Source organism: Rufibacter ruber, assembly GCF_014138425.1.
Classification (GTDB): Bacteria; Bacteroidota; Bacteroidia; order Cytophagales; family Hymenobacteraceae; genus Nibribacter; species Nibribacter ruber_C.
Map to the genome: position 1 here is coordinate 1 of NZ_JACJIQ010000013.1, position 20,867 is coordinate 20,867.

Annotated in this window: 18 protein-coding genes; 11 read left to right on the forward strand and 7 right to left on the reverse strand. The window is 54.5% G+C overall.

Annotated elements, in window-relative coordinates; translation table 11 throughout:
• On the forward strand, nucleotides 1-198 hold a 198-nt coding region (locus FHS90_RS22295; protein ID WP_220483076.1), incomplete at its 5' end, for a hypothetical protein.
• A gap of 3 nt (nucleotides 199-201) precedes the next feature.
• Nucleotides 202-3,069 (forward strand): DNA polymerase I, encoded by a 2,868-nt coding sequence (gene polA / locus FHS90_RS14825; RefSeq protein ID WP_182513637.1) that lies wholly within the window; start codon nucleotides 202-204, stop codon nucleotides 3,067-3,069.
• 107 nt (nucleotides 3,070-3,176) lie between these two features.
• Here the strand turns inward: polA and FHS90_RS14830 are convergent, their stop codons facing one another.
• The 4 genes from FHS90_RS14830 to FHS90_RS14845 form a co-directional block, all read right to left on the reverse strand.
• Nucleotides 3,177-3,563, reverse strand: a complete 387-nt coding sequence (locus FHS90_RS14830) for a lipocalin family protein (RefSeq protein WP_182513638.1) — start codon at nucleotides 3,561-3,563, stop codon at nucleotides 3,177-3,179.
• A 212-nt stretch (nucleotides 3,564-3,775) separates the two neighbouring features.
• Nucleotides 3,776-4,228 carry a lipocalin family protein gene (locus FHS90_RS14835; RefSeq protein ID WP_182513639.1) on the reverse strand — a complete coding sequence of 151 codons (453 nt, stop codon included), beginning with the start codon at nucleotides 4,226-4,228 and terminating at the stop codon, nucleotides 3,776-3,778.
• Nucleotides 4,229-4,360: 132 nt separating this feature from the next.
• Nucleotides 4,361-5,668, reverse strand: coding sequence for an SGNH/GDSL hydrolase family protein (locus FHS90_RS14840; RefSeq protein ID WP_182513640.1), 1,308 nt, complete (start codon nucleotides 5,666-5,668; stop codon nucleotides 4,361-4,363).
• An 18-nt stretch (nucleotides 5,669-5,686) separates the two neighbouring features.
• Nucleotides 5,687-6,946: an OmpP1/FadL family transporter gene (locus FHS90_RS14845; protein ID WP_182513641.1), complete on the reverse strand. Its 1,260-nt coding sequence runs from the start codon at nucleotides 6,944-6,946 to the stop codon at nucleotides 5,687-5,689.
• Between the two features lie 277 nt (nucleotides 6,947-7,223).
• On the opposite strand from FHS90_RS14845, the gene FHS90_RS14850 reads away from it, so the two are divergent.
• The gene (locus tag FHS90_RS14850) at nucleotides 7,224-8,117 is read left to right on the forward strand and encodes an NAD(P)/FAD-dependent oxidoreductase (RefSeq protein ID WP_066830354.1); all 894 of its coding nucleotides are present in this window, start codon (nucleotides 7,224-7,226) and stop codon (nucleotides 8,115-8,117) included.
• A gap of 464 nt (nucleotides 8,118-8,581) precedes the next feature.
• Here the strand turns inward: FHS90_RS14850 and FHS90_RS14855 are convergent, their stop codons facing one another.
• The gene (locus FHS90_RS14855) at nucleotides 8,582-9,406 is read right to left on the reverse strand and encodes a cyanophycinase (RefSeq protein WP_066830356.1); all 825 of its coding nucleotides are present in this window, start codon (nucleotides 9,404-9,406) and stop codon (nucleotides 8,582-8,584) included.
• A gap of 296 nt (nucleotides 9,407-9,702) precedes the next feature.
• Here FHS90_RS14855 and FHS90_RS14860 point away from each other — a divergent pair, with 296 nt between their 5' ends.
• The gene (locus FHS90_RS14860; protein WP_182513642.1) at nucleotides 9,703-11,040 is read left to right on the forward strand and encodes an MBL fold metallo-hydrolase; all 1,338 of its coding nucleotides are present in this window, start codon (nucleotides 9,703-9,705) and stop codon (nucleotides 11,038-11,040) included.
• Nucleotides 11,041-11,653: 613 nt separating this feature from the next.
• Nucleotides 11,654-12,460, forward strand: coding sequence for a DUF481 domain-containing protein (locus FHS90_RS14865; RefSeq protein ID WP_161947683.1), 807 nt, complete (start codon nucleotides 11,654-11,656; stop codon nucleotides 12,458-12,460).
• Between the two features lie 293 nt (nucleotides 12,461-12,753).
• Here FHS90_RS14865 and arfB read toward each other — a convergent pair whose 3' ends face one another.
• Nucleotides 12,754-13,155 carry an alternative ribosome rescue aminoacyl-tRNA hydrolase ArfB gene (gene arfB, locus FHS90_RS14870; RefSeq protein WP_066830736.1) on the reverse strand — a complete coding sequence of 134 codons (402 nt, stop codon included), beginning with the start codon at nucleotides 13,153-13,155 and terminating at the stop codon, nucleotides 12,754-12,756.
• Between the two features lie 212 nt (nucleotides 13,156-13,367).
• Nucleotides 13,368-13,883: a hypothetical protein gene (locus FHS90_RS14875; protein ID WP_182513643.1), complete on the reverse strand. Its 516-nt coding sequence runs from the start codon at nucleotides 13,881-13,883 to the stop codon at nucleotides 13,368-13,370.
• 397 nt (nucleotides 13,884-14,280) lie between these two features.
• On the opposite strand from FHS90_RS14875, the gene FHS90_RS14880 reads away from it, so the two are divergent.
• From FHS90_RS14880 to FHS90_RS14905, 6 genes are all read left to right on the forward strand, one after another.
• The gene (locus FHS90_RS14880; protein WP_066830364.1) at nucleotides 14,281-14,685 is read left to right on the forward strand and encodes a BlaI/MecI/CopY family transcriptional regulator; all 405 of its coding nucleotides are present in this window, start codon (nucleotides 14,281-14,283) and stop codon (nucleotides 14,683-14,685) included.
• Entirely contained in the window at nucleotides 14,660-16,735 is a 2,076-nt protein-coding gene (locus FHS90_RS14885) for a M56 family metallopeptidase (RefSeq protein ID WP_182513644.1), read from the forward strand. Before FHS90_RS14880 ends, FHS90_RS14885 begins: the two co-directional genes overlap by 26 nt.
• Nucleotides 16,736-17,136: 401 nt before the next feature.
• Nucleotides 17,137-17,364: a hypothetical protein gene (locus tag FHS90_RS14890; RefSeq protein WP_182513645.1), complete on the forward strand. Its 228-nt coding sequence runs from the start codon at nucleotides 17,137-17,139 to the stop codon at nucleotides 17,362-17,364.
• A gap of 409 nt (nucleotides 17,365-17,773) precedes the next feature.
• Nucleotides 17,774-19,075, forward strand: a complete 1,302-nt coding sequence (locus FHS90_RS14895; protein WP_182513646.1) for a S41 family peptidase — start codon at nucleotides 17,774-17,776, stop codon at nucleotides 19,073-19,075.
• A gap of 290 nt (nucleotides 19,076-19,365) precedes the next feature.
• Nucleotides 19,366-19,890: a hypothetical protein gene (locus FHS90_RS14900; RefSeq protein WP_182513647.1), complete on the forward strand. Its 525-nt coding sequence runs from the start codon at nucleotides 19,366-19,368 to the stop codon at nucleotides 19,888-19,890.
• Nucleotides 19,891-20,095: 205 nt separating this feature from the next.
• Nucleotides 20,096-20,803 carry a head GIN domain-containing protein gene (locus tag FHS90_RS14905; protein WP_182513648.1) on the forward strand — a complete coding sequence of 236 codons (708 nt, stop codon included), beginning with the start codon at nucleotides 20,096-20,098 and terminating at the stop codon, nucleotides 20,801-20,803.
• Nucleotides 20,804-20,867 lie beyond the last annotated feature (64 nt).

Genomic DNA, 20,867 nt, shown 5'->3' on the forward strand with positions numbered 1-20,867 from the left:
CAAAATGGAGAAAAAACATTGGATGCTAAACCTGTACATGCCCTCAAACGCTACAAACGCACTTTTTCTACTCATCTAAACTGTCCGAAGTATTGTCAGAAAACAGGCCGAAAACAGAAAGTCAAACCTTCCGCCAACGGCGCAGTTAAAGATAAGAGAACCGTTGCAACACCGCCACGTACCCCGTACCTTCGCTAGACTATGAGTACACCAGACAAACGCCTCTTTCTGCTAGATGCCATGGCGCTCATCTACCGCGCCCACTTCGCGTTCAGCAAGAACCCCAGAATCAACTCCAAAGGCATGAACACCGGTGCCGCGCTGGGTTTCACCAACACGTTGGTAGACCTGCTCAACCGGGAGAAGCCCACCCATATTGGCGTGTGCTATGATGCGCCCAGCAAGACGTTCAGGCATGAGAATTTTGTGGAATACAAGGCCAACCGGCAGGCCATGCCCGAAGATATTGCCATTGCTATTCCGTACGTGAAGAAGATTGTGGAGGCGTTTGGCATACCGGGCATGATGCTGGACGGCTACGAGGCCGATGACATCATTGGCACGCTCTCCTGCAAAGCCGAAAAGGCCGGCTATGACGTGTTCATGATGACCCCAGACAAAGACTACTACCAGCTGGTCACCGACCATGTGTTTGTGTATAAACCGGCGTTTCTGGGCAACGCTATTGAAATCATTGACACGCCCAAAGTGCTGGAGCGCTGGGAGATTGCCAACGTAAAGCAGGTCATTGATATTCTAGGCCTCATGGGCGATGCCGTAGATAACATTCCGGGTATTCCGGGCATTGGTGAGAAAACCGCGAAGACTTTGATTCAGCGGTTTGGGAGCGTGGAGAACCTGATTGCCAATGCCCATGAACTGAAAGGCAAGCAGAAGGAAAACGTGGTGAACTTCGCCGAGCAGGGCTTGATGTCTAAAGAACTGGCCACCATTCACCTGGACGTTCCCATTGATTTTGACGAGGAAGGCCTGCGCTATGACGGCCCGGACACCGAGAAGCTAGCCGCGCTGTTTGACGAGCTGGAGTTCCGGCAACTGGCCACCCGCGTGCTGGGCACCGCCTCGCCGGCCGTTCCCAAGCCCGTGAGCAATAAACCAACCGTGGGCAGAGGCGTAAAATCCAGCGTGCCTACGGGGCAGACGTCGTTGTTTGGGGCGGTAGAGGAGCCGGCAGCGCCGGAAGTGGGTGAAGCTTCTGAAGCGGTCATAGATGACCTCACGCCGCGCGTGCGCAAAACCATTGACACCACGCTGCACGAGTATCACCTGCTCACCACGCCCGAGCAGCGCGCACAGCTCCTAAAATACCTGAAACTCCAGAAGGAAATCTCTTTTGACACCGAGACCACCAGCGTTGACCCCATCACGGCGCGTCTGGTAGGGTTGTCGTTCTGCTATTTGCCCGGCGAGGCGTACTATATTCCGGTTTCGCCGCAGGACGAGGAGGCGGCGTTTGACCTTGTGCAGGAGTTTAAGGAAGTGCTGGAAAGCCCCAGTATTACCAAGATTGGGCAGAACATTAAATATGACCTGGTGGTGCTGCAGCGCTACGGCATTGACGTGCAGGGACCGCTCTATGACACCATGCTGGCCCACTACCTGCTGGAGCCCGACATGAGGCACAACATGGATTTGCTGGCTGAGACGTACCTGAACTACTCGCCCATTTCCATTGAGACGCTGCTGGGCAAAGGCAAGCACCAGCTCACCATGGATAAGTTGCCGCCGCTGCAAGTCTACGAGTACGCCTGCGAAGACGCTGATGTCACCCTGCAACTCAAAAACTACTTTGACCCACTTTTAGAAAAACAAGGCCTAAAACGCCTTTTCCATGACGTGGAGAACCCGTTGCTGGCCGTGCTGGGCCACATGGAGCGGGCCGGCGTAAGTATTGACGCCGAGGCCCTGGCCGAATCTTCTATTTCATTGGAAACCAGCATTAAAGAAATTGAGCAGAAGATTTTTGAGCACGCGGGCATGGAGTTCAACATAGGCTCGCCTAAGCAATTGGGCGAGGTGCTGTTTGACAAAATGCAACTGGGCGGCTCTAAAATCAAGAAGACCAAAACCGGCCAGTACGCCACCGGCGAAGAAATCTTATCAAAGCTGGCCTTTGAGCATGAGATTGTGCAGCTCATTCTGGACCACCGGCAGTTGACCAAGCTCAAGAGCACGTACGTAGATGCGCTGCCGCAGCTGGTGTGTTCAGAAGACAACCGCCTGCACACCTCGTACAACCAAGCCGTGGCGGCCACCGGCCGATTGAGCTCCACCAACCCCAACCTGCAGAACATTCCAATCCGCACGGAGAAAGGCCGCGAGATACGCAAAGCCTTTGTGCCGCGCGACGAGAACCACGTGCTGCTTTCGGCTGACTACTCGCAGATTGAGCTCAGGATCATGGCCCATTTCAGCAATGACGCCACCATGAAAGAGGCGTTCCAGAAGGGGCAGGATATTCACGCGTCTACCGCGGCCAAGGTGTTCCACGTGCCCGTTGACCAGGTGACGTCAGACATGCGCCGGAAGGCCAAGACCATCAACTTTGGCATCATCTACGGCATCTCCGCCTTCGGCCTGGCCGAACGTCTGGCGATCCCGCGCCGCGAGGCCGCCGACATCATTGAGGCCTATTTTGTGGAGTTCCCCGCCGTGAAGCAGTACATGGACAGCGCCATCAACCAGGCCCGTGAGCAGGAATACGTGGAGACGCTGCTGGGCCGCCGCCGCTACTTACGTGACATCAACAGCCGCAACCAGAACATACGCGGCTACGCCGAACGCAACGCCATTAACGCGCCCATTCAAGGCACCGCGGCAGACATCATCAAGATTGCCATGATCAACATTGACCAATGGCTGCGCAACGAGAAACTGGCCACCCGCATGATTCTGCAGGTGCATGATGAACTGGTCTTTGACGTGCCCAAAGAGGAACTGGCAACCGTGCAGCCCAAGATTGAGGAACTCATGAAAACCGCCTTGCCGTTAAGTGTACCCATGGAGATTGGCCTGGGCACCGGTGACAACTGGCTGGCTGCGCACTAGGCGTTTTTGGCCTGTTTTTGGAAAAACAGGCCAAAAACAGAGAGCCATAAAAAGAAGAGGGGGCCTTTGGCCCCCTCTTCTTTTTGATAGTATTTTGTAACTAGAAGTTAATTCTTCCTGAAGGTAATGCGTCCCTCATACGTGTTTCCGCCAAAAGACTCCTTTATGCTAAGAACTAGTTTTGATTTGGTCAGATCTTCAATTGTAAAGGTAACATCGTCATCACCTTCCATGATCAGTTTGTCGCCTTTTACCCGGTAGTCTCCGGTCTCATCTGTCATGCCATCTTCCACAATTTCAAACTCCCCATCGTCAAAAATCCATACAATGTCATCATCTGGATCTAACATCTCCATCTTATTTTCCAGCATAGAGGTCATTTTCCAGGCACCCTCCAGTTCTTTAGAGTTGAATGATTTTTCATCATCATCGCTGCAGCTGCTGAACGCAAATACAAAAGCCGCCAGCAATAGAAGTAAGTAGTTCTTTTTCATACAGATGTTTTCATTAGGTTGTTGAAACTGCTGCAAAAGAACTACATTAAACATAATAGGCAATGCGGGCATAATCCTATTTTATGCCAGAATGCTAAAAATACTCAGAAGTAAGTAGTGGGTTTGGGGAGGGGAAAAAAGGTTGATCTGTACTAAGGGTACCCTCAGCCTTGCTGAGGGCAAAGTACCATCTTTTAAATTTTTGTTAGCGTCTATAGGGCTTTTAGGGCAACCTTGCCTTTCACCGGAGTGCCTTGATAGGTTTCCTGAAAGGTGCCTTTGAGGGTGGTGGCAGAAGATTCAGTCACGGTGAGTTTAATCTCAGAGATGGGTAAGCCTAAGTCAACCCCTGAGAGGGTGAGGGTTGTGCCGCTTATGCTCCAGGCTCCCTGTTCTTGCTGCGCATCATCTGGGTTGCATTTGCTTGGCCCTTCATCCAGGAGCAGTATATTGTTATCTTTGAATTCCAGGGTGTTGTCTTTTTCACAGGTGGTCAGGTCTTCATAGAAGTCTATAGGGAGAGGGCTTGTCACTTTTGCCTCTGCTAACTGCCACTTCTTATTCACCAGATGGGCGGCCGCGTTGTCATCTTCATCATCGCTGCTGCAAGCGGTGAAAGAGAGCATTGAACAGAGTAGAAGAAAGAGAGAAGAGAGATTTTTCATAAGGCTTTTTTTTAAAATATATTCCTGAAACGGCTGTAAAGATATTCTAAACTAGAAAGCTATACGTAACTGGCAAAAAAAGAGGCTCAGGTACTGCCTGAGCCTCTTTTTTAAAGGTATTCCGGTAAGAGGTTACGGGATCAGCACCGTACGGAACTGGGTAACGTCTATGGTTGGAATAGTAGACTTGTAATGGGAGTTAATGGTATTTATTAATTCATTTGCTACAATGGCGTATCCTCGTGGAGTTAAATGGATGCCGTCTAGGGAGAACAAATTACCCGTGATGAAGGCAGGGGAATAATTTACGCCATTCAAACTAAAGCCAGGTTTGATTCTATTAAAATAAGCATTCATGTCTGCAAAAGCTACTTTTTTTGTGGTAGCCGCAGCTGATAACATGCCATTGAAACGCTGTGTAGCCTCCTTTACCGTTTGCGTTTCAGCTTCATCTAGTACCTCTTGGTTCTTAAGCGGATTCAACGGCGAGAAACCGTGAGGAATCTGTTGTGGAACTCCTGTCACAGTCTCTGGCGTGCCCACGGTAGAGGTTAACAATACATAATCGGTTGCTTTCGCTTCCCGTACGGCACCTGCCCCAGTGGTGATATAAAGTTTGGCATTGGCGGCTTGTGCCTGCATCATAATGCCAGCGGTTGCCTTAGTTGTGAAATAAGGTACTGCTGTAACATCTGGTATGTTGATGATAACTCCTTGTGCAGGGAGTACTGCCAGCATGGCGTTTAAGCCCGTCTGGAACTCCTGATCTGTAGAAATAGGGCTCATTCCTCCTGAGGTAGCATAGCCTAAGACGTCATTGTTGCCTAACCACATGGTAAAGAAAGTAGCTTTGGTAACAGACGCTACTTTGTTTACATAAGGCATCAATGCTCCCGTAGGGCTAACCTGGTCAGAAAGCAGCCGCTCATAGTATTGGTTAAACCCTTGCGGGTTGTTGTAGCCATACCCTGGGGTTACTACGTCTTTCATTTTAATGCCAGGAACCCCTAAATTCTGAACTTCATCTGTGAATTTAGTGAGTAGAGGTGTTTTGCCGTCTGCCCCTACGCCCCTTACTGCTAATTTTGTAGTCACTGACTCTGTAAGGGGTAAGCCATTAGAGAAGCCAGTTAACCTCAGATAGCCGGAGCCATTAAACTGCTCGTTTGAGAAAAGAGGCTGCACAAATTGACCTCCTCCCGCATAAGAGAACTGGTAGGCCAGAATATTAGGATAGGAGTTCACCTGCCCTTCTAAGTAAAGGCCTCCGTCCTGAAAACCGGCCGTTAAGGAATTCCCTATGGCCACATACTTAGACAGATCAAGGGGCCCTGCGCTAACCGTAATTTCCTTTTCTTCAAATTCAGGCTCACAGCCTGCAAAGAAGAACGCACTGGAAAGAATGACAGCCGTTCCTATTTTATGTAATATATTTTTCATGATAACTCAGAGAAGAAATTAGAATTTATAATTAACCCCAACACCCGGAATGTAAGCCACAGATTTGAAGGTACCGGGTACCCCACCAGATTTGTCAGCCAGGTCTGTACGCTCCTTTTTATTGATATAGCTGAAGGAGAGGTCAAGGTCTATTTTTTCACTCAACGCCAGGGTCATACCGGCAGACACGCTTCTTGAGTCAGCGTCTGGGGTCTCTGGGGTAAGGTAACCTGTTCTAACGGGAGTTTGGTCATAATACCCGCCTGCCCGCACGGTGAGCATATCAGACACTTTGTATTGGGCACCAATGCGGTAAATGTAAGCGTCTTTGTAGTTGCGCGGCGCGTCACTGACGGTGGTCTCAACTGGTGGCGCTTGCCCTACCCGGCCGTTGAAATCAAAGCGCAGGGATTTGTAAGCCCCCCACCCTACACGCTGCACATCAATACCAATGGTCAGTTTATCTGTAGGCATGATACCAATCCCCAGGGTAATGTTATCTGGCAGCGGAAGCGTGGCGTCAAATTGATTAGCGGTAAACTGAGCCGCTACCGGGGCAGCGCCCGGCGTGATGAAAGTGACATCTCCCCCCTCAACGGTGGCGTCAATCTCTGAGCGGTAAGTCAAACCAATAGAAAGCTTTTCAATGGGCTGCACCAATATGCCCACGTTGAAACCAAGGGCAGTCTTGGCTTTTCCGTCTAACTCAATATGGCCTTCGCGGCCAGAGGCATCAATCAACGGAATGGAGCGCTGCAGGTTCACGCTTCCTGTAGAAATGACCAGACCGGCCCCAATGCCAATCTTGTCAGTGATCTGGTAGCTGACCGTAGGCTGAATAAAAATGGTCTTTAAGGTAAGTTCATTCAACCCAAAGCGGCCCTGCCAGGCATTGCCCCAGGTGACCGTGCTGCCATACGGCGTGTAGACCCCAATCCCGAAGCGCCACGGGCTCTCAGCCGCGCCATAAGAAGCGTACACCTGAAAAGGCGTACCCATAGGATTGTCTGTGCGGGCCTCAGAAATGCCGGGGGAAGGTTCACGGTATGCAATTTTAGACGTCAGGGCGCTGATACCAACTTGTACACCGTTTTGTCTAAGCCGGGCCAAAGCCCCAGGGTTAAAGAAAATGCTGCTTTGGTCTAGCGCAAGTCCGGTGCCCACATGCCCCATGCCTATCTGCTTCTGCCCTTGCAAGTTAACCTGGTAGCCGCCGGCATTGGCGATGCCCACCGTAAGGGCGGCGCTCCCCAATAAGGCTAGTAATTTACTTCTCATGCGTTTGCTTGTTAAAATTGGTGGATTGGGTTTAATGATTTGATAACCAAATATAGAAAAATAGAACAGTTATTCTTATAGTGTTATGCATAAGCACTATTTTTTTTAGAAATATTAACCGCCCCACCTTCCCCTTTTGATTTTCATTACAGGCCTTCAACGCAGAATTCAACCCGGGGGTGGGGCGTTTTCTACTGAAAAATGAAAGAAAGAAGGCAGAGGGGCCACCTCTTTTCTGCGGGTTTCGTTAAGCCATGTCTGGAAAAGAGATAATTGTATGTATGATGTTCTGATAGTGGGCGGTGGCCCCGCGGGGCTAAGCGCCGCCATGTTGCTGGGCCGCTGCATGCGCAAAGTAGCGCTGTTTGATACCGGCGTGTACCGTAACTCCTTCTCTGACGCCATGAACGGCTTTATTACCCGTGACGGCACCCCGCCGCAGGAGTTCCTGCGCTTAGGGAGAAAAGACCTGGAGAAGTATGAGGTAGCCTTTAAGCAGAAGCGCATTGTCAAGATCTCCAAAGAGGGAGACATGTTTGAGGCCACAGATGAAGAAGACCAGGTCTATCTCTCCAGAAAGGTACTCCTGGCCACCGGCCTCTGTGACAGGTGGCCTAAGCTGCCCGGGGCAGAGCCCTTCTATGGGTCCAGCATTCACCACTGCCCCTACTGTGACGGCTATGAGTCTAAGAACAAGCCCTTGGCGGCCTACGGTAAAAACCGCGATGCCATTGGCCTCTCCCTGTCTTTGAAAACGTGGAGCAGTGACGTGATGCTGTTCACAGACGGCACCAACAAACTCACCCGCGAAGACCGCGAGCTCCTGGCCAGGAACGACGTCAAAATCAACACCGCCGGCATTGAGCGGCTAGAGGGCGAAGGCGGACATCTGCAGCGCATTGTACTCAGGAACGGGGAGGTGGAGAACCGGGAGGCCATGTTCTTCTCCACCGGCTCAGACCAGCACTCAGACCTGGCGCAGCAGCTGCACTGTGACTTTACCAGCAAGGGAGTGGTGAAAACCTACAAGCACCAGATGACCAACGTGCCGGGGCTGTACGTGGCGGGAGACGCCGCCCGTGACATGCAGCTCGTGATTGTGGCCGCCGCCGAAGGCACCAAAGCCGCAGTGGCCATCAACATGGAGCTGCAGAAGGAGTTCAGGAAGTAGCTTCTCATGCCTGTCTACAACGGGTGCCTTTTTCTGTTTTAGGGCTGTTTTTCAAAAAACAGCCCTAAAACAGAAAAAGGTATGCAAATGCCAGCAGAGGGCACAGTTATACAGAGCAGCTGCGGGCGGGCCGGTATTTTTTGTGTCGCGAGCCTCACCAACGCGGGTCATTAATTTCTTACTGATGGCTCTGGGCAGTATTTCTGGCCCATGTACGCTTAAGCGGGCAGAGCGGCTGTTTTAGACCTGTTTTTGTGAAATCAGCCCTAAAACAGTAGCGCACGCATCTGCTTGTGCCAGAGTAGAAATGGTTCTCCCCGCCAGAAAGGGTATGCCCGTCAAGGCCCCCAGTCAAGCCATTCCCTGCCGGGGGTGAAAAAGTACCACTTTCCCGTTCGGGGCAATGCTCACGTTGCATAATAGGGAGAGTGTATCCTGTTCTGGAGAAAAGACGGCGGGAGTGCCTACTTGGTCTTTGCCTTCTTCCGCTGCTGCGAAACCTTTCTGAAGCTGCGGTCTTGCAGGCAGTATTCATGGCCTTCTACCAACAGGTGCATGGTCAGGTTTTCAATGGCAATGGGCTCCCCTTCCTCCACCTCATCCAGGTTAGAGTAACGAACGTGCGCGCCGTCAATGATGGTGATGACCCCAGACCCAAAAACCTCTACGTGCCGGTTCTGCTTGATAATAATGCCGGTTTCCTCCCCCAGGCCAATACCCACAAACTCGGGGCGTTTAGAGACTGCGTGCGCCAGCCGCCCAAACCGGCCCCGCTCGGTGAAGTGGGTGTCCAGAAACACATTGCTGATGAAGGAGAGACCGTCTGTGGTCTTGACTTCGCCCTTGAGCAGGGAATAATACCCGTAGCCCTCGTAGATCATGCGGGTAGACATGGCGGCCGCCCCGGCGCTGGTGCCAGAAATAGTGATCTCATCCTGCAGGTACCGCTCCTGCATGAGCCGGTGCAGCTGGGTGCCCCCCAGAAACTCCTTTAGCCGGAGCTGGTTGCCGCCCGTGAAGAAAATAACTTCGGCGTTGCCAATGCGGGTCAGGTTCTCGGGTTTGTCTGCGGCATTGGCTTCGTCTATGTGCATGAACCGCACGTTGCGGCAGCCTAGTTCTTCAAACGCCTCTTTGTACGCCTGCCCGCTCTCCAGCGGCTCCAGGGTGGCCGTGGTGATGACCTCAATGTGCGAGTCTGGGCTGCAGAGCTCAGATTTGATAAGCTCAATCAAGACGTCGTCATCTCCGCCGCCCAGTGCAATCAACGTACCTTTGGGTTCTTGCATATAGTGTTTTTTCTTCTGTTTCACGTGGCGCCTCCGGGCTGCCGCCCCGGCAGAAAAGAGTGGTTGCCGTAAGGCAGGCCCGCGCCAGGCCTGAAAGTAAGCAGGAATCACCGCAGCCACCAAACGCCGGAACCTCTTTACGCAAACGGCCGCCGCCAAAGTTCTGTTTCTGGCCTGTTTTCCTGAAAACAGGCCAGAAACAGAAAAGAGGGAGAACATCTACTTTGCCGTTTTCCCGTTTAAAGGGGCAAAGGCCGTTCTGCCTCTCACCATACCACCCACAGACATTCCTAGATATGAAAATTGAGCAGTTTGAAGACAAAGGGCTTGCCCACTACTCTTACATCATCATGAGTGATGCAGAGATTGCCGTGATAGACCCCGCGCGTAACCCCAAACCCTATGAGGAGTACGCCATGCTGCATGACGCCAGGATTGTGGCCATTATTGAGACGCACCCGCACGCAGACTTCGTGAGCGGGCACCTGGAGCTGTCTGAGGCCAAGCAGACCCCCATCTATGTCAGTGGGTTGGCGGGCGCAGAATACAAACACACGCCCTTTGATGAACCCGCTGAGCTCAAGGTGGGGCAGGTGACGCTGCAGGCCATGAACACCCCCGGCCACTCTCCAGACAGCATCTCTGTTCTGCTGCGCAACGAGGAAGGCAAAGCCCAAGCCGTCTTTACCGGTGACACCCTGTTTATTGGCGATGTGGGCCGGCCCGACCTGAGGGAGACCGTGGGCACCGCCACCGCCACCCGCCAGGAGCTGGCCCGCCAGATGTACCACTCCACCCGTGAGAAGCTCATGGCGCTGCCAGACCATGTAACCGTGTACCCGGCCCACGGCGCCGGCAGCCTCTGCGGGAAAAACCTGAGCAGCGCGCCCTCCAGTACCATAGGCGAGGAGAAACGCACTAACCCGGCCCTGCAGCCCATGAGTGAAGAGGAGTTTGTGGCTTTCCTCACCGCAGACCAGCCTTTTGTGCCCGCCTATTTTGCATACAACGTAGAGCTAAACCGCCAGGGAGCGCCCAAGTTTGATACCGCCGTGAAACAGGTGCCCCTGCTGCAGCCTGACCACAAGCTGAAAGACGAAGTTCTGATTGTTGACACCCGGCCGCAGGAGCAGTTCAAGCAGGGGCACCTGCCCGGGGCCATCAACCTGCAGGACGGGCCCAAGTTTGAGACCTGGCTGGGATCTGTCATGTGGCCAGATGAGCAGTTCTACCTGATTGCCGAAGACGAAGAAAAGCTCAAGGAAATCATCAGGAAAAGCGCCAGCATTGGCTATGAACCCAACATTCTGGGGGCCTTCTGCACGCCGCCGCAGGTCCAGACCATCGCAGAGCCCGCCCTGGACATGGCCGCCTTCAGAGCCAACCCAGACCAGTTCACCATCATAGACATCAGGAACCGGAGTGAGGCCCGCGGGAAACAGGTATTTGCCCACGCCCTGCAACTGCCCCTGCCAGAGCTGCGGGAGCACCTGAGCGAAATTCCCCGGGACAAGCCCATTGTGGTGCACTGCGCCAGCGGGTACCGGTCAGCGGCGGCGGCCAGCATCATTGCCCACGTGGTAGAGGAGGTGCCCGTCTATGACCTCGGCGAAGCCGTGAAAGAATTCAGTTAAGAGATCAGTAAAAGCCTGTTGGCAGTTTACACATAGATAGCCCAACCAGTAAGCGCTGTTTCAGGTTGGTTTTTAGAGGCGAAAACAGGGAGCAAAGGGTGCTTCTATCCCGTTTTCAGAGCAGCCTGGCAGCGCCATGGGGCGAGGCAACCGCCAGGTCAGGTTCTTGTGAGGCCCGTTCGCAGCGCAAAAGACAAAGGTAAACAGGCTCTAGGGGTGAGGTTCTACCCAAGGTGTTTTTGAGCTTTTTGGCAGTGCTGCAAAGGCAATAAAAGCGGGAGGCCAGGTTGCGGTAACGGCCAGTTGCAGCGCAAAAAGTAAACAGTGTCTAAAGACTTGTGCGGTCTGGCAGCACCTTGAACTGCCAGGCTTACCTATGTGGCAGGAGTGGGAAAGCCAGCTGGTTTTACAAAAACAGGCCTAAAACGCCAGCTGAGAGGGCATTGGGCGGCGGCTATTTTTAAAGAAAAGCAATTCTCTGTAACTTCGGGGTTTCTAACGCTGCCTGCACCCCACGCTTTCCCATAGGCGGGGGCGTCAAACAGGTGGCGGCATGTCCACCCCAAAAAAGAGGGGTCTGTTCCTGCGGGGAGCGGCTTTTCACGTGTTGCGTATGTCTTTTTTGCCTAGGGTTCTTTCCCTGTTTTCTGCTGTTGTTTTTCTCGCCGCCACGGCCTCTGCCCAAATCCTGAACGTGGAAAAAGCGCGGGTGGAGCGGGACTCCTCCCACTACTTTACCGGCAAGATAGGGGTGAACCTGAACCTCTTCAACCGCGCTGTGGGCAAGGAGGGCAAAACCGACCATTTCATTGGCTTAAACGGCAGCGGCAGCGGCGGCTACGTCTCTGAGCACAACACCTACCTGCTGCTGGCTTCTTACAACTACGTGCGCCTGAAAGGCGAAACCCAGATTGAGACGGGTTTTGTGCACGGGCGGGTAACGTTTAACCGGCAGAACTGGCTCTCTTATGAAACCTACGGGCAGGTGCAGTATGACTACAACCGGGGGCTGGAACTGCGGGCGCTGGCCGGGGCCGGCCTTAGGTTTGCCGTGGTGCGCAAAGAGAATATCAAGCTGAACCTGGGCACGGGGGGCATGTATGAGCACGAGCGGTGGCACAACCTGGAGGAAGAGCGTTATATCAAAAAGCACATTCCCAAGATGTCTAACTACGTGAGTGTGCGCTTGCCTTTGAACCCGTACCTGGAGATGAGTTCTATTCACTACTGGCAGTTTGGCTATGACCAGCCCAGCGCCATGATGCGGCACCGGTTCAGCGGCGATCTGTCCATCACCATGAAGATCAACAACCGCCTGCAGCTCACCACCAACTTCTCGCACACCTATGAGAACCGGCCCATTGTGCCCATTCCCAACTACCTCTACAGCCTCACCAACGGCATTCAAGTGAGTTTTTAACTGCCTGTTTTTGGCCTGTTTTCTGAAAAACAGGCTAAAAACAGAAACCCAACCGGCTGCGGCTGTTCTGCCAAAATTTTACCGGCTCGCGCCGAAGGAATCAGCTCTGGGAACCGGTTGCGCGTAGCAGGAGCACCAGCGCTCTACGCTCCCGCTGGCCAGCCACCTCCCTGACAGGCAGAACGGGTAAAGCTGCAGATCATAAGATAAAGTTGGTGAAAAGGTCCTCCAGACGCTACGGGGGCTTTTGAGATGACGGTACTGCCCCCTCGGCGGCAGCCGCTTCAGGGAATTTAAAAATCCATGCCGCCCCTTCGGTTGGCCTTCTTCTGCCCCTGCTTCTGTTTAGACTGCAGGCGTCTTTCAATGGCGGCTTTTGATGGTTTGGTGCGTTTGCGGGGCTTGGGGCGGCGCAGGGCCTGGGCCAGGGTCTCATACAGCTTCTGCACTACCCCCTCCTTGTTGTCCAGCTGGCTTCTTGACTCCTGGCTGGCCAGGTGCAGAAAACCGTCCTTGTTCAGGCGCGGGCCCAGTTTCTCCAGCAGCAGGGCTTTCTGGTCAGGGGTGAGCAGCTCTGAGTTCGCAATAGAAAACCACACCTCCACCCGGCTGGCCACCTTGTTCACGTTCTGGCCGCCGGGCCCGCTGCTGCGCGATGTCTGGAAGGTCAATTCTGAGGAAAGGTCTGGTAGCATAAGCAGAAGTACGTAAGCCGGCGGCTTAGGGCGGTGGTGTAACGTCTGGCCAAAGGTAATAGCAACGGGCGAAGAGCACAGCCCCGGGCCCCAGGATTGCCCCGGCCCCGGCGCAGGCGGAAAAGCCTCACGCGGCGGGTACTTTGCGTTTTGGAGCTGTTTTGGCCAAAACGGCTCCAAAACGCAAAGTACATCTTTCTGGGGCCAATGCCTTATTTCTTCTTCTTGTTCTTGCCGCCGCCAAAGATACCCTTGATGATCTCCATGGGCCCCGGGGGCTTCTCTTTGACCAGCACGTACCTGATAGAGAAGGCGCCGCCCAGGTTGAACCATGTCTCATGCCGCAGGTGGAACGCCGGTTTAATGTCTCCCGAGAGCAGGAACGGCAGCCCGTTGATCTTGTACTCAATGCCGGCTATGCCGTCAAAGCCGTAGATGGCGCCGTAGTCTTTCATGTTGCCGGCGTGCACGCCCCCGCCCAGGTAATAGTTGAAGCGCTGCCCCAGCATGGGGAAGTGGCGCTCAGCCAGAGCGGTGACGGTGACTTCGCGCGGAGCGGCCGTGACCAGCCCCTCCAGGGTGGTTTTCTCCAGAATCTTCTGCTGTACCGTTAGTCCCACCTCTTCACTGCCTAAGCGCAGGCCGGCCGCGGTTTTGTACCGCTGCGCCCACGCAGGTGTGCAAAAATAGAGGGAGAGGCCCAGCACCGCCAGTAATAGCTTTTTCATAGGGTAAGGTACGCAAGTAATCAGAAATCTGCTGCGCCTGAGGCGGCATCTTTCACTACAACGTCTTAACGCAGACGGCGGTGTGGCTGGTAGAGAATTTCTTGCGTCCTTTTACTTTCGTGTATGTTCTCTGGCTGCTGTTTTCGGGCTGTTTTCCTGAAAACAAGCCAAAAACAGACACTGCTGCGTGCGCCAGGGCAGCGGGATTTCTGGGCCAGCCCGCCTCCAATATGCACGGCCGGTGCAGGAAAATTGGTGGGCTGAGGGTTGGCGGCAACTGTCTGTCGGGGTTGTTTTTATGTTTGTACGAAAAAAGTCGTAGTAAATATTTTCTTTTTACGAAAGTGTTCGTATAATTGCCTACGAAATAGATCGTAGTACAGCTGCCGCCTTACATATGCCCGAAAACAAAGCACCCCTGAAACCCACTGATACTGAACTGGAGATTCTGCAGATTCTGTGGCAGAACGGCCCCAGCACCGTGCGGTTGGTGAATGAAGAACAGAACAAAACCAAAGAGACCGGCTACACCACCACGCTTAAACTCCTGCAGATCATGTTTGAGAAGAACCTGGTCACCCGTGATGAGGAAAGCCGCTCCCACCTCTACCAGGCGGCCGTGACCGAAGAGGAAACCCAGCAGAGCCTGCTCAACCGCTTTTTAGACACCACGTTCCGGGGATCTGCCATGAAGCTGGTCATGCAAGCCCTGGGAAACCGCAAAACCTCCCCAGAAGAACTAGATCAAATCCGTCACCTTTTAAAGAAACTGGAAGATGAATCCTCAGCATCTGATTCATGATGTACTGCCCCAGGAGGTATTACACGCCCTGGGCTGGACGCTCCTGCACTCACTCTGGCAGGGTGCTCTTATTGCCCTGTTGCTGGCCGCCCTGCTGGGGCTCATGCACCGCCATACCGCCGCCACCCGCTACCACGTGGCATGGGCGGGGCTGGTAGCGCTGCTGCTGGTCTCCGGGGTGACCTTCTTTCAGCTGTATGAGCCGGCTAAGGGTGCCGCCGCCGCCCCGGCAACGGTAGGCGCCACAGCTGGGGCGGCATTTTCTCAACCCGTTGCTCAGGCGCAGCCCATGGGGATATTGGAGAAGGTTTGGGCGCAGGGGCAGGCGTACTTTGACCAGTATCTGCCGCTGGTGGTCACGCTGTGGCTGCTGGGCATGCTCATCATGGGCCTGAAAGTGTTGGGGGGCTGGGTGTATGTGCAGCGGCTCAGGTCTTACCGCACCCGTGCCGTCTCTGAGGTGTGGCAGCAGAAGACGCGGGAGCTGGGCCGGCAACTGGGCATTGGCCAGCTGGTGACGGTGGCTGAGTCTGCCATGGTGCAGGTGCCTATGGTCATTGGCCATTTTAAGCCGCTTATCCTGTTTCCGCTGGGGGCCCTGACTGGCCTCTCTACCGCTCAGGTAGAAGCCATTCTGGCGCATGAACTGGCGCACGTGCGCCGCAAAGATTACCTGCTCAACCTGCTGCAGACCATGGTGGAGACCCTGTTTTTCTTCCACCCGGCCGTGTGGTGGATCTCTGACTGTGTGCGCACCGAGCGCGAACACGCCTGTGATGACCTGGCCCTGGCCCTCTGCGGTGACTCGCTCACTTACGCTTACGCCTTAACCCACTTAGAAGAAATGATGATGAAAAAGAATGGAGCCTCTCCCCGCCTGGCCGTGGCATTTTCTGGCCGCCGGAGATCCTTGTTAAGCCGCATCACCCGTCTGGTGCAGAAATCTACCCTAAGGCCTACTTTCTCAGAAGGCTTCCTGGCCAGTTGCGCTGTAATTGCCGGGGTGCTGGTGTTCTCCGCCAGCGCGTGGGCCAATGAGCCCGTCCAGAACACGCAGGCCCAGGGGCAAGCCCGTGAAGAAGCGCCTGCCGTGCCCCAGGGTACCACTGCCACGGCGGCTTCTGCCATGGTTGAGCAGATGGAGGAAGGGTTTACCCTGCAGCAACTGGCAGACGGCCTCATCATTGTGCAAAACAAGAAAGGCAAAGTGGTGGAGGTGTACGTGAACGGCCAGCGGGTGCCTAAAGATGAGCTGGGCAAGTACCAGGACCGCATTGAACGGCAGCTGGCCGTGGCCAGGCAGGGCAAAACCCTGAGAAATGAAGCCGAGGTGGAGCAGGCGTTGCAGCACGTAGAAGCTTCACTGGGCGCGCTGGAGGAGAACACCAGTATGCCACCTGCTCCCTCTGCGCCCCTGCCGCCTGTTCCCGGCGTGGCCATGGCCCCTGCTCCGCCCACCCCGCCGGGCGCACATGCCATCAGCCTCCTGCGCGCACCGGTTCCCCCTGTGCCTCCTGTGCCGCCGGTAGCTCCGCTGCCAGATGATGAGGAAGCCAACCGGCGCTACCAGCAGTCAATGAAGAAGTACGAGGGGCGCATGAAGGAGTACCATGCCAAAATGGAGGAGTACCATGCGCGCCAGCAGGAGTTCGCCGCTAAGCTGGAAGCCAGCCAGGCCAGTCGCTCAGGGGAGCACAAGCAGCGGTTAGCCGAACACAATGAGCGCATGAAAGACCACAACAAACGCATGGCTGAACACGCTGCGCGCATGAAAGAGCACGAGGAGCGCATGAAAAAGCACAACGCCATGGTGGAGGCGCTGAAGGCTGCCCTGGTAGAAGACGGCCTGATCAAGTCAGCCGACGACAACTACGAGTTCACCATGGATAAAACGGGCCTCACCGTCAATGGCCAGAAGCAACCAGACGCCACATTTGAGAAGTACAAGAAGATCATGCAGCAGGCAACCGGGGAAGACGTGGAGAAAATGTTCAAAAAAGACGGCGCCAGCTTTAAGATCAACTCTAAGCACACCCTAGACAAGAAGTAGCCACCGCGTGGTTGGTTACCACCATGTTTTGGAGCCTTCCTGTCTGTTTCCGGCCTGTTGTCCGTTATTTCTGTTAGTCTTTTTTAGTCTGTTTTTGGGCTGTTTTTCTAAAATCAGCCCAAAAACAGACTAACGGGAGACCTCCTGCCATTTTCTGACAATTTCCTGATTTTCTTCCCAGCGCTTGTCTACAGTTTGACTTTGCAGGTGAAAGCCGGGGCAAAAGGTTCCTCTATCCCGTTTTTAGAGCCGTAAACGGCCCGCAGTAGGGCGAGGCAACCGCGAGGTCAGGTTCTTTGGGGCCCGCTTGCCAGGGCAAAAGAAGAATATCAAACATGCACTCAGGCACCTGTAAATCTGGTGTCTCTGGAGGTGCTGTGTCTATGCCTTTTTTGAAAGCTATGAAGAATTTACCAGACGCTTTTTTGCGCCACTACTGCAAGGCGTACGCGAATTTCAAAGTGAAAGACTATGCCCAGGCAGAGCGGGAACTGCTCTTAGCCAAGGCGGCGGTTGGCAAAGGGGCCGGTGCGCCCCCCAATGGGTATAAGCCAGCTGCCAAAAGTAAAAGCGGGCATGCAGCCTTTGCGCAGAAAAAGAGTCATAGAAGCAGCGGCAATCCTGTGTGATTCAATGCCCTGAAACAACTTGTCCTGCTGTTGGCCCTGGCGGTGGTGGGCACCGCTGCTTTGGCGCAGAAACCTGCCCCTGCCCCACCCGCAAAGAAGTCCAAAATGCCCAAGCGTTTGGCAAAAGCTGCCTGTACGGGATCTGCCAAAACAACTCATTCAGGAAGAGCTTGTCTCTGATGCCGCCCGCTGGAAAGCTGTTCCCAACAAAAAGATCAACCAGGCAAGCCTGAAACTGCTAGGCAAAACAGAACAAGCGCTAACCACCAGAAGGCAGGAGCTGCTACTATGACAGAAGCTGTCAAATACTATTCCTGTTTTGGGGCTGTTTTCCTGAAAACAGCCTCAAAACAGGAGTTCCCCCTGAGCACAATCCATTAAAAGAACTTCTGAACTTACCATTGCTACTATGTTTTCCCTTAAAAGAAACCTCCTGCTGGGGGTATGCCTGCTCCTGTCCTGTGTGACCCAGGCCCAGCTGTCAAAGAAAGAGAAGCAGGAAGCCGTAGAGGCTGTCTGTAAAGTGCTGAAGGAAAACTACGTGTTCCCGGAGGTGGCGGCGCAGATGGAGCGGCAGGTGCGGCAACAGATGGCGAAGGGCCGCTATGACACCATTGCCTCTGGTCAGGAATTTGCCTTTCAGCTCACTAGAGACTTGCGGCTGGTGTCTAAAGACCAGCATCTGGGGGTAAGCTATGCTCCGCTTCGGCCTGCGGCCGAAAAAAGAGGACAGGAGGGGCAGGGCTACGGGGCATGGCTTACTAGAACCTTGAAAGAGGGTAGCTACGGGGTAAAGAAAAAAGAGATACTGCCCGGCAATATTGGCTACCTGAACCTGCCCATGTTCGGGCCGCTAGACAAGTGCGCTGACACCCTGATTGCCGCCATGCAGTTTGTAGCCCACACAGATGCCCTGATCCTGGACCTGCGGGAATGCCGGGGCAGTTTAGATCCCAACACTATCCCGTTTCTGTGTGGCTACTTCTTCCCAGAGCCCGTGCATCTGCTGGATATCTATTACAGAAGCACCAACAGCACCCGCCAGTTCTGGACACCCGCGTGGGTGCCCGGCCCCCGGTACCTGGAGAAACCTCTTTACCTCTTAACCAGTGGCCGTACTTTTTCAGGGGGCGAGGAGCTGGCCTATGACCTGCAGCATCTCAAGCGGGCCACCGTGGTGGGCGAGGTGACCAGGGGCGGTGCCAATCCTGCTGAACTGGTGAGAGCCAATGCCCAGTTTGAGGTCACAGTGCCCAACAGCCGCTCTGTGAACCCTGTCACCCAAACCAACTGGGAGCAGGTGGGGGTAAAGCCAGACACCTTGGTGCCGTCTATCATGGCTTTATACGCTGGTCAGTTGCTGGCTTTGCGCGCACTAGCTGCTGCCACCGCAGATGCGGCCAGGAAACAGGCGCTGCTGGCTCAAGGGCAGAGGCTGCGGGACAACCCACCCCAGCTGCGCATGGTCACCTTCAGCCTCGCAGGGTTTGCTGAGGCCAAAGAAGTGGCAGTGGCGGGCTCTTTCAACTCCTTCGCCAGAAAAAGCCTGCTCCTGAAAAGACAGGGTGACCGCTGGGTGGGGCAGGCACAGGTGGAGCCGGGTAAAATAAGCTACTCTTTTATTGTAGACGGAAAATGGATGAGGGACCCCGCCAACCCGGAGACCGTGCAGGAAAACGGCAACGTCAACTCCCTGCTGGTGGTTAAGTGAGCGCTTGTTAACACGTTGCTTTTGCAGGCGATAACCGGGATTGCAAGGTGCTTCTCTCCCTTTTTCAGAGCCGCAAACGCCCCGCTATGGGGCGGGGCAACCGGCTTGTCAGGTTCTTTTGAGGCCTGTTTGCAGCGCAAAAGACAAATGGGGAAAGGCTCTAAAAAATCTTGCGCAGGCGGGCACCGCCGGGCTTTCTGTTTTGGGCCTCTTTTCAAGAAAACGGCCAGGAAACGCGCGCGGGCAATGCAGCGAAACCCGTACCTTTGCGGCAGTTTTACAAAGCACCTATGAGCGAGAAGATTTTTCAGGAGTTGCAGCACCTGCCGGGGCTGCCGTTAACCAAGGCTACCCGGCTGGGGCATGTGCAGTTCTTCCATTTTGGGAAGGCGCAGGTGACCAATGCCTACGGGTTGATCCTGGATGTGGGCGCCTGGACCCTGGAAGTGGCCTGTTACTGGCAACTGGAGCAGCCCGGCGAGACGGGTATCCAGTTTCACGAGGTGGAACTGCCGCGTGATGCCCGGGCCCTGGCAGATCCCGCCTTTGACCCGCAGGTACCCGGCAGCAACCTGCGCGACCGTAAACTGCAGGAGCTGGTGCGGCAGCCGTCTGAGCAGTTGCGGGTGCAGCAGGTTACCGTTTCCCCTGACGGCGAGTTGACGATTGCGCTGGGCGGAAACCAGGTGCTCCTCGTTTCACCCGCCAAAGGGGTGCTGGAGGAGGCTGGCCATTTCTGGCGGCTGTTCAGCAACACCGGTGACCGGCAGGCGGTGGCGTTTGGGCGCGCGGGAGTAGAGAGAAGCCAAGGGTAAAGAAGTGACGGCCTTCCCTGTTTCTGTTTTCGGCCTGTTTTTCAGAAAGTAGGCCTAAAACAGCTGCGGGCGGCACATGCCCTGCCGCCCTGGTGAAGCCGGTATGCTAGCTAAAATTTACCTCTGGGGGAACAGGGCAGGCAACCTTTGCCAGAAACCTGCATCTATAGGAGAAAGAACAGAACTGCCTCTAACCCAAACTCCCATGAAAAAGTCATTCCCCTTGCTGCTGCTGCTGGTAGCGTTGATGAGCCTGCTGCAGGTTGCCCAGGCGCAGACCGTGAACGGAAACGGTAAAATCCAGACCCAGACCCGCTCAGTGGGCTCCTTTACCGGGCTGGCCGTGAGCGGTGGCTTTGAGATTGTGCTCACCCAGGGTGCTACTGAAAGCCTTAAACTGGAAGCCGATGAAAACATTCTCCCCTTGATTGAGACCGAGGTGGAAAATGGCGTGCTCACCATCAGGACCAAGGCTAACCGGGTGCGCAATGCCAAGAAACTGAAAGCGTACGTGACCGTGCAGAACCTTAAAAGCCTGGAACTAGCCGGGGGCATCAAACTAACCTCTACCAACACCATCACCGGCTCTGCCCTGAGAATGGAGATGGCGGGCGGTATCAACGTAGAGATGGCCCTGCAGGTGAAAGAGCTGCAGGCAGACGTGGCGGGCGGCACCAGTGTTACCCTCAGCGGCCGCGCCGACAAGGTAGACCTGGATATGGCCGGCGCCTCCAGCCTGAAAGCCGCAGACTTAAAGACGAATTATTTTTCCATTGACGCCGCCGGGGTCAGCCATGCCGAGGTAAATGTTGCCAAAGAGCTGAACGTAGACGGCGCGGGTATTGTGAGTGTAGATTACAAAGGCTCCCCTAAGGTGAAGCATACAGGCATGGGCAAAGTAAGACCCATGTAAGTTTTTTTTGTTTTAGCAGGTGATAAGTGCCCGGGCAGATTCTCTTCTGCCCGGGCGCTTTCTG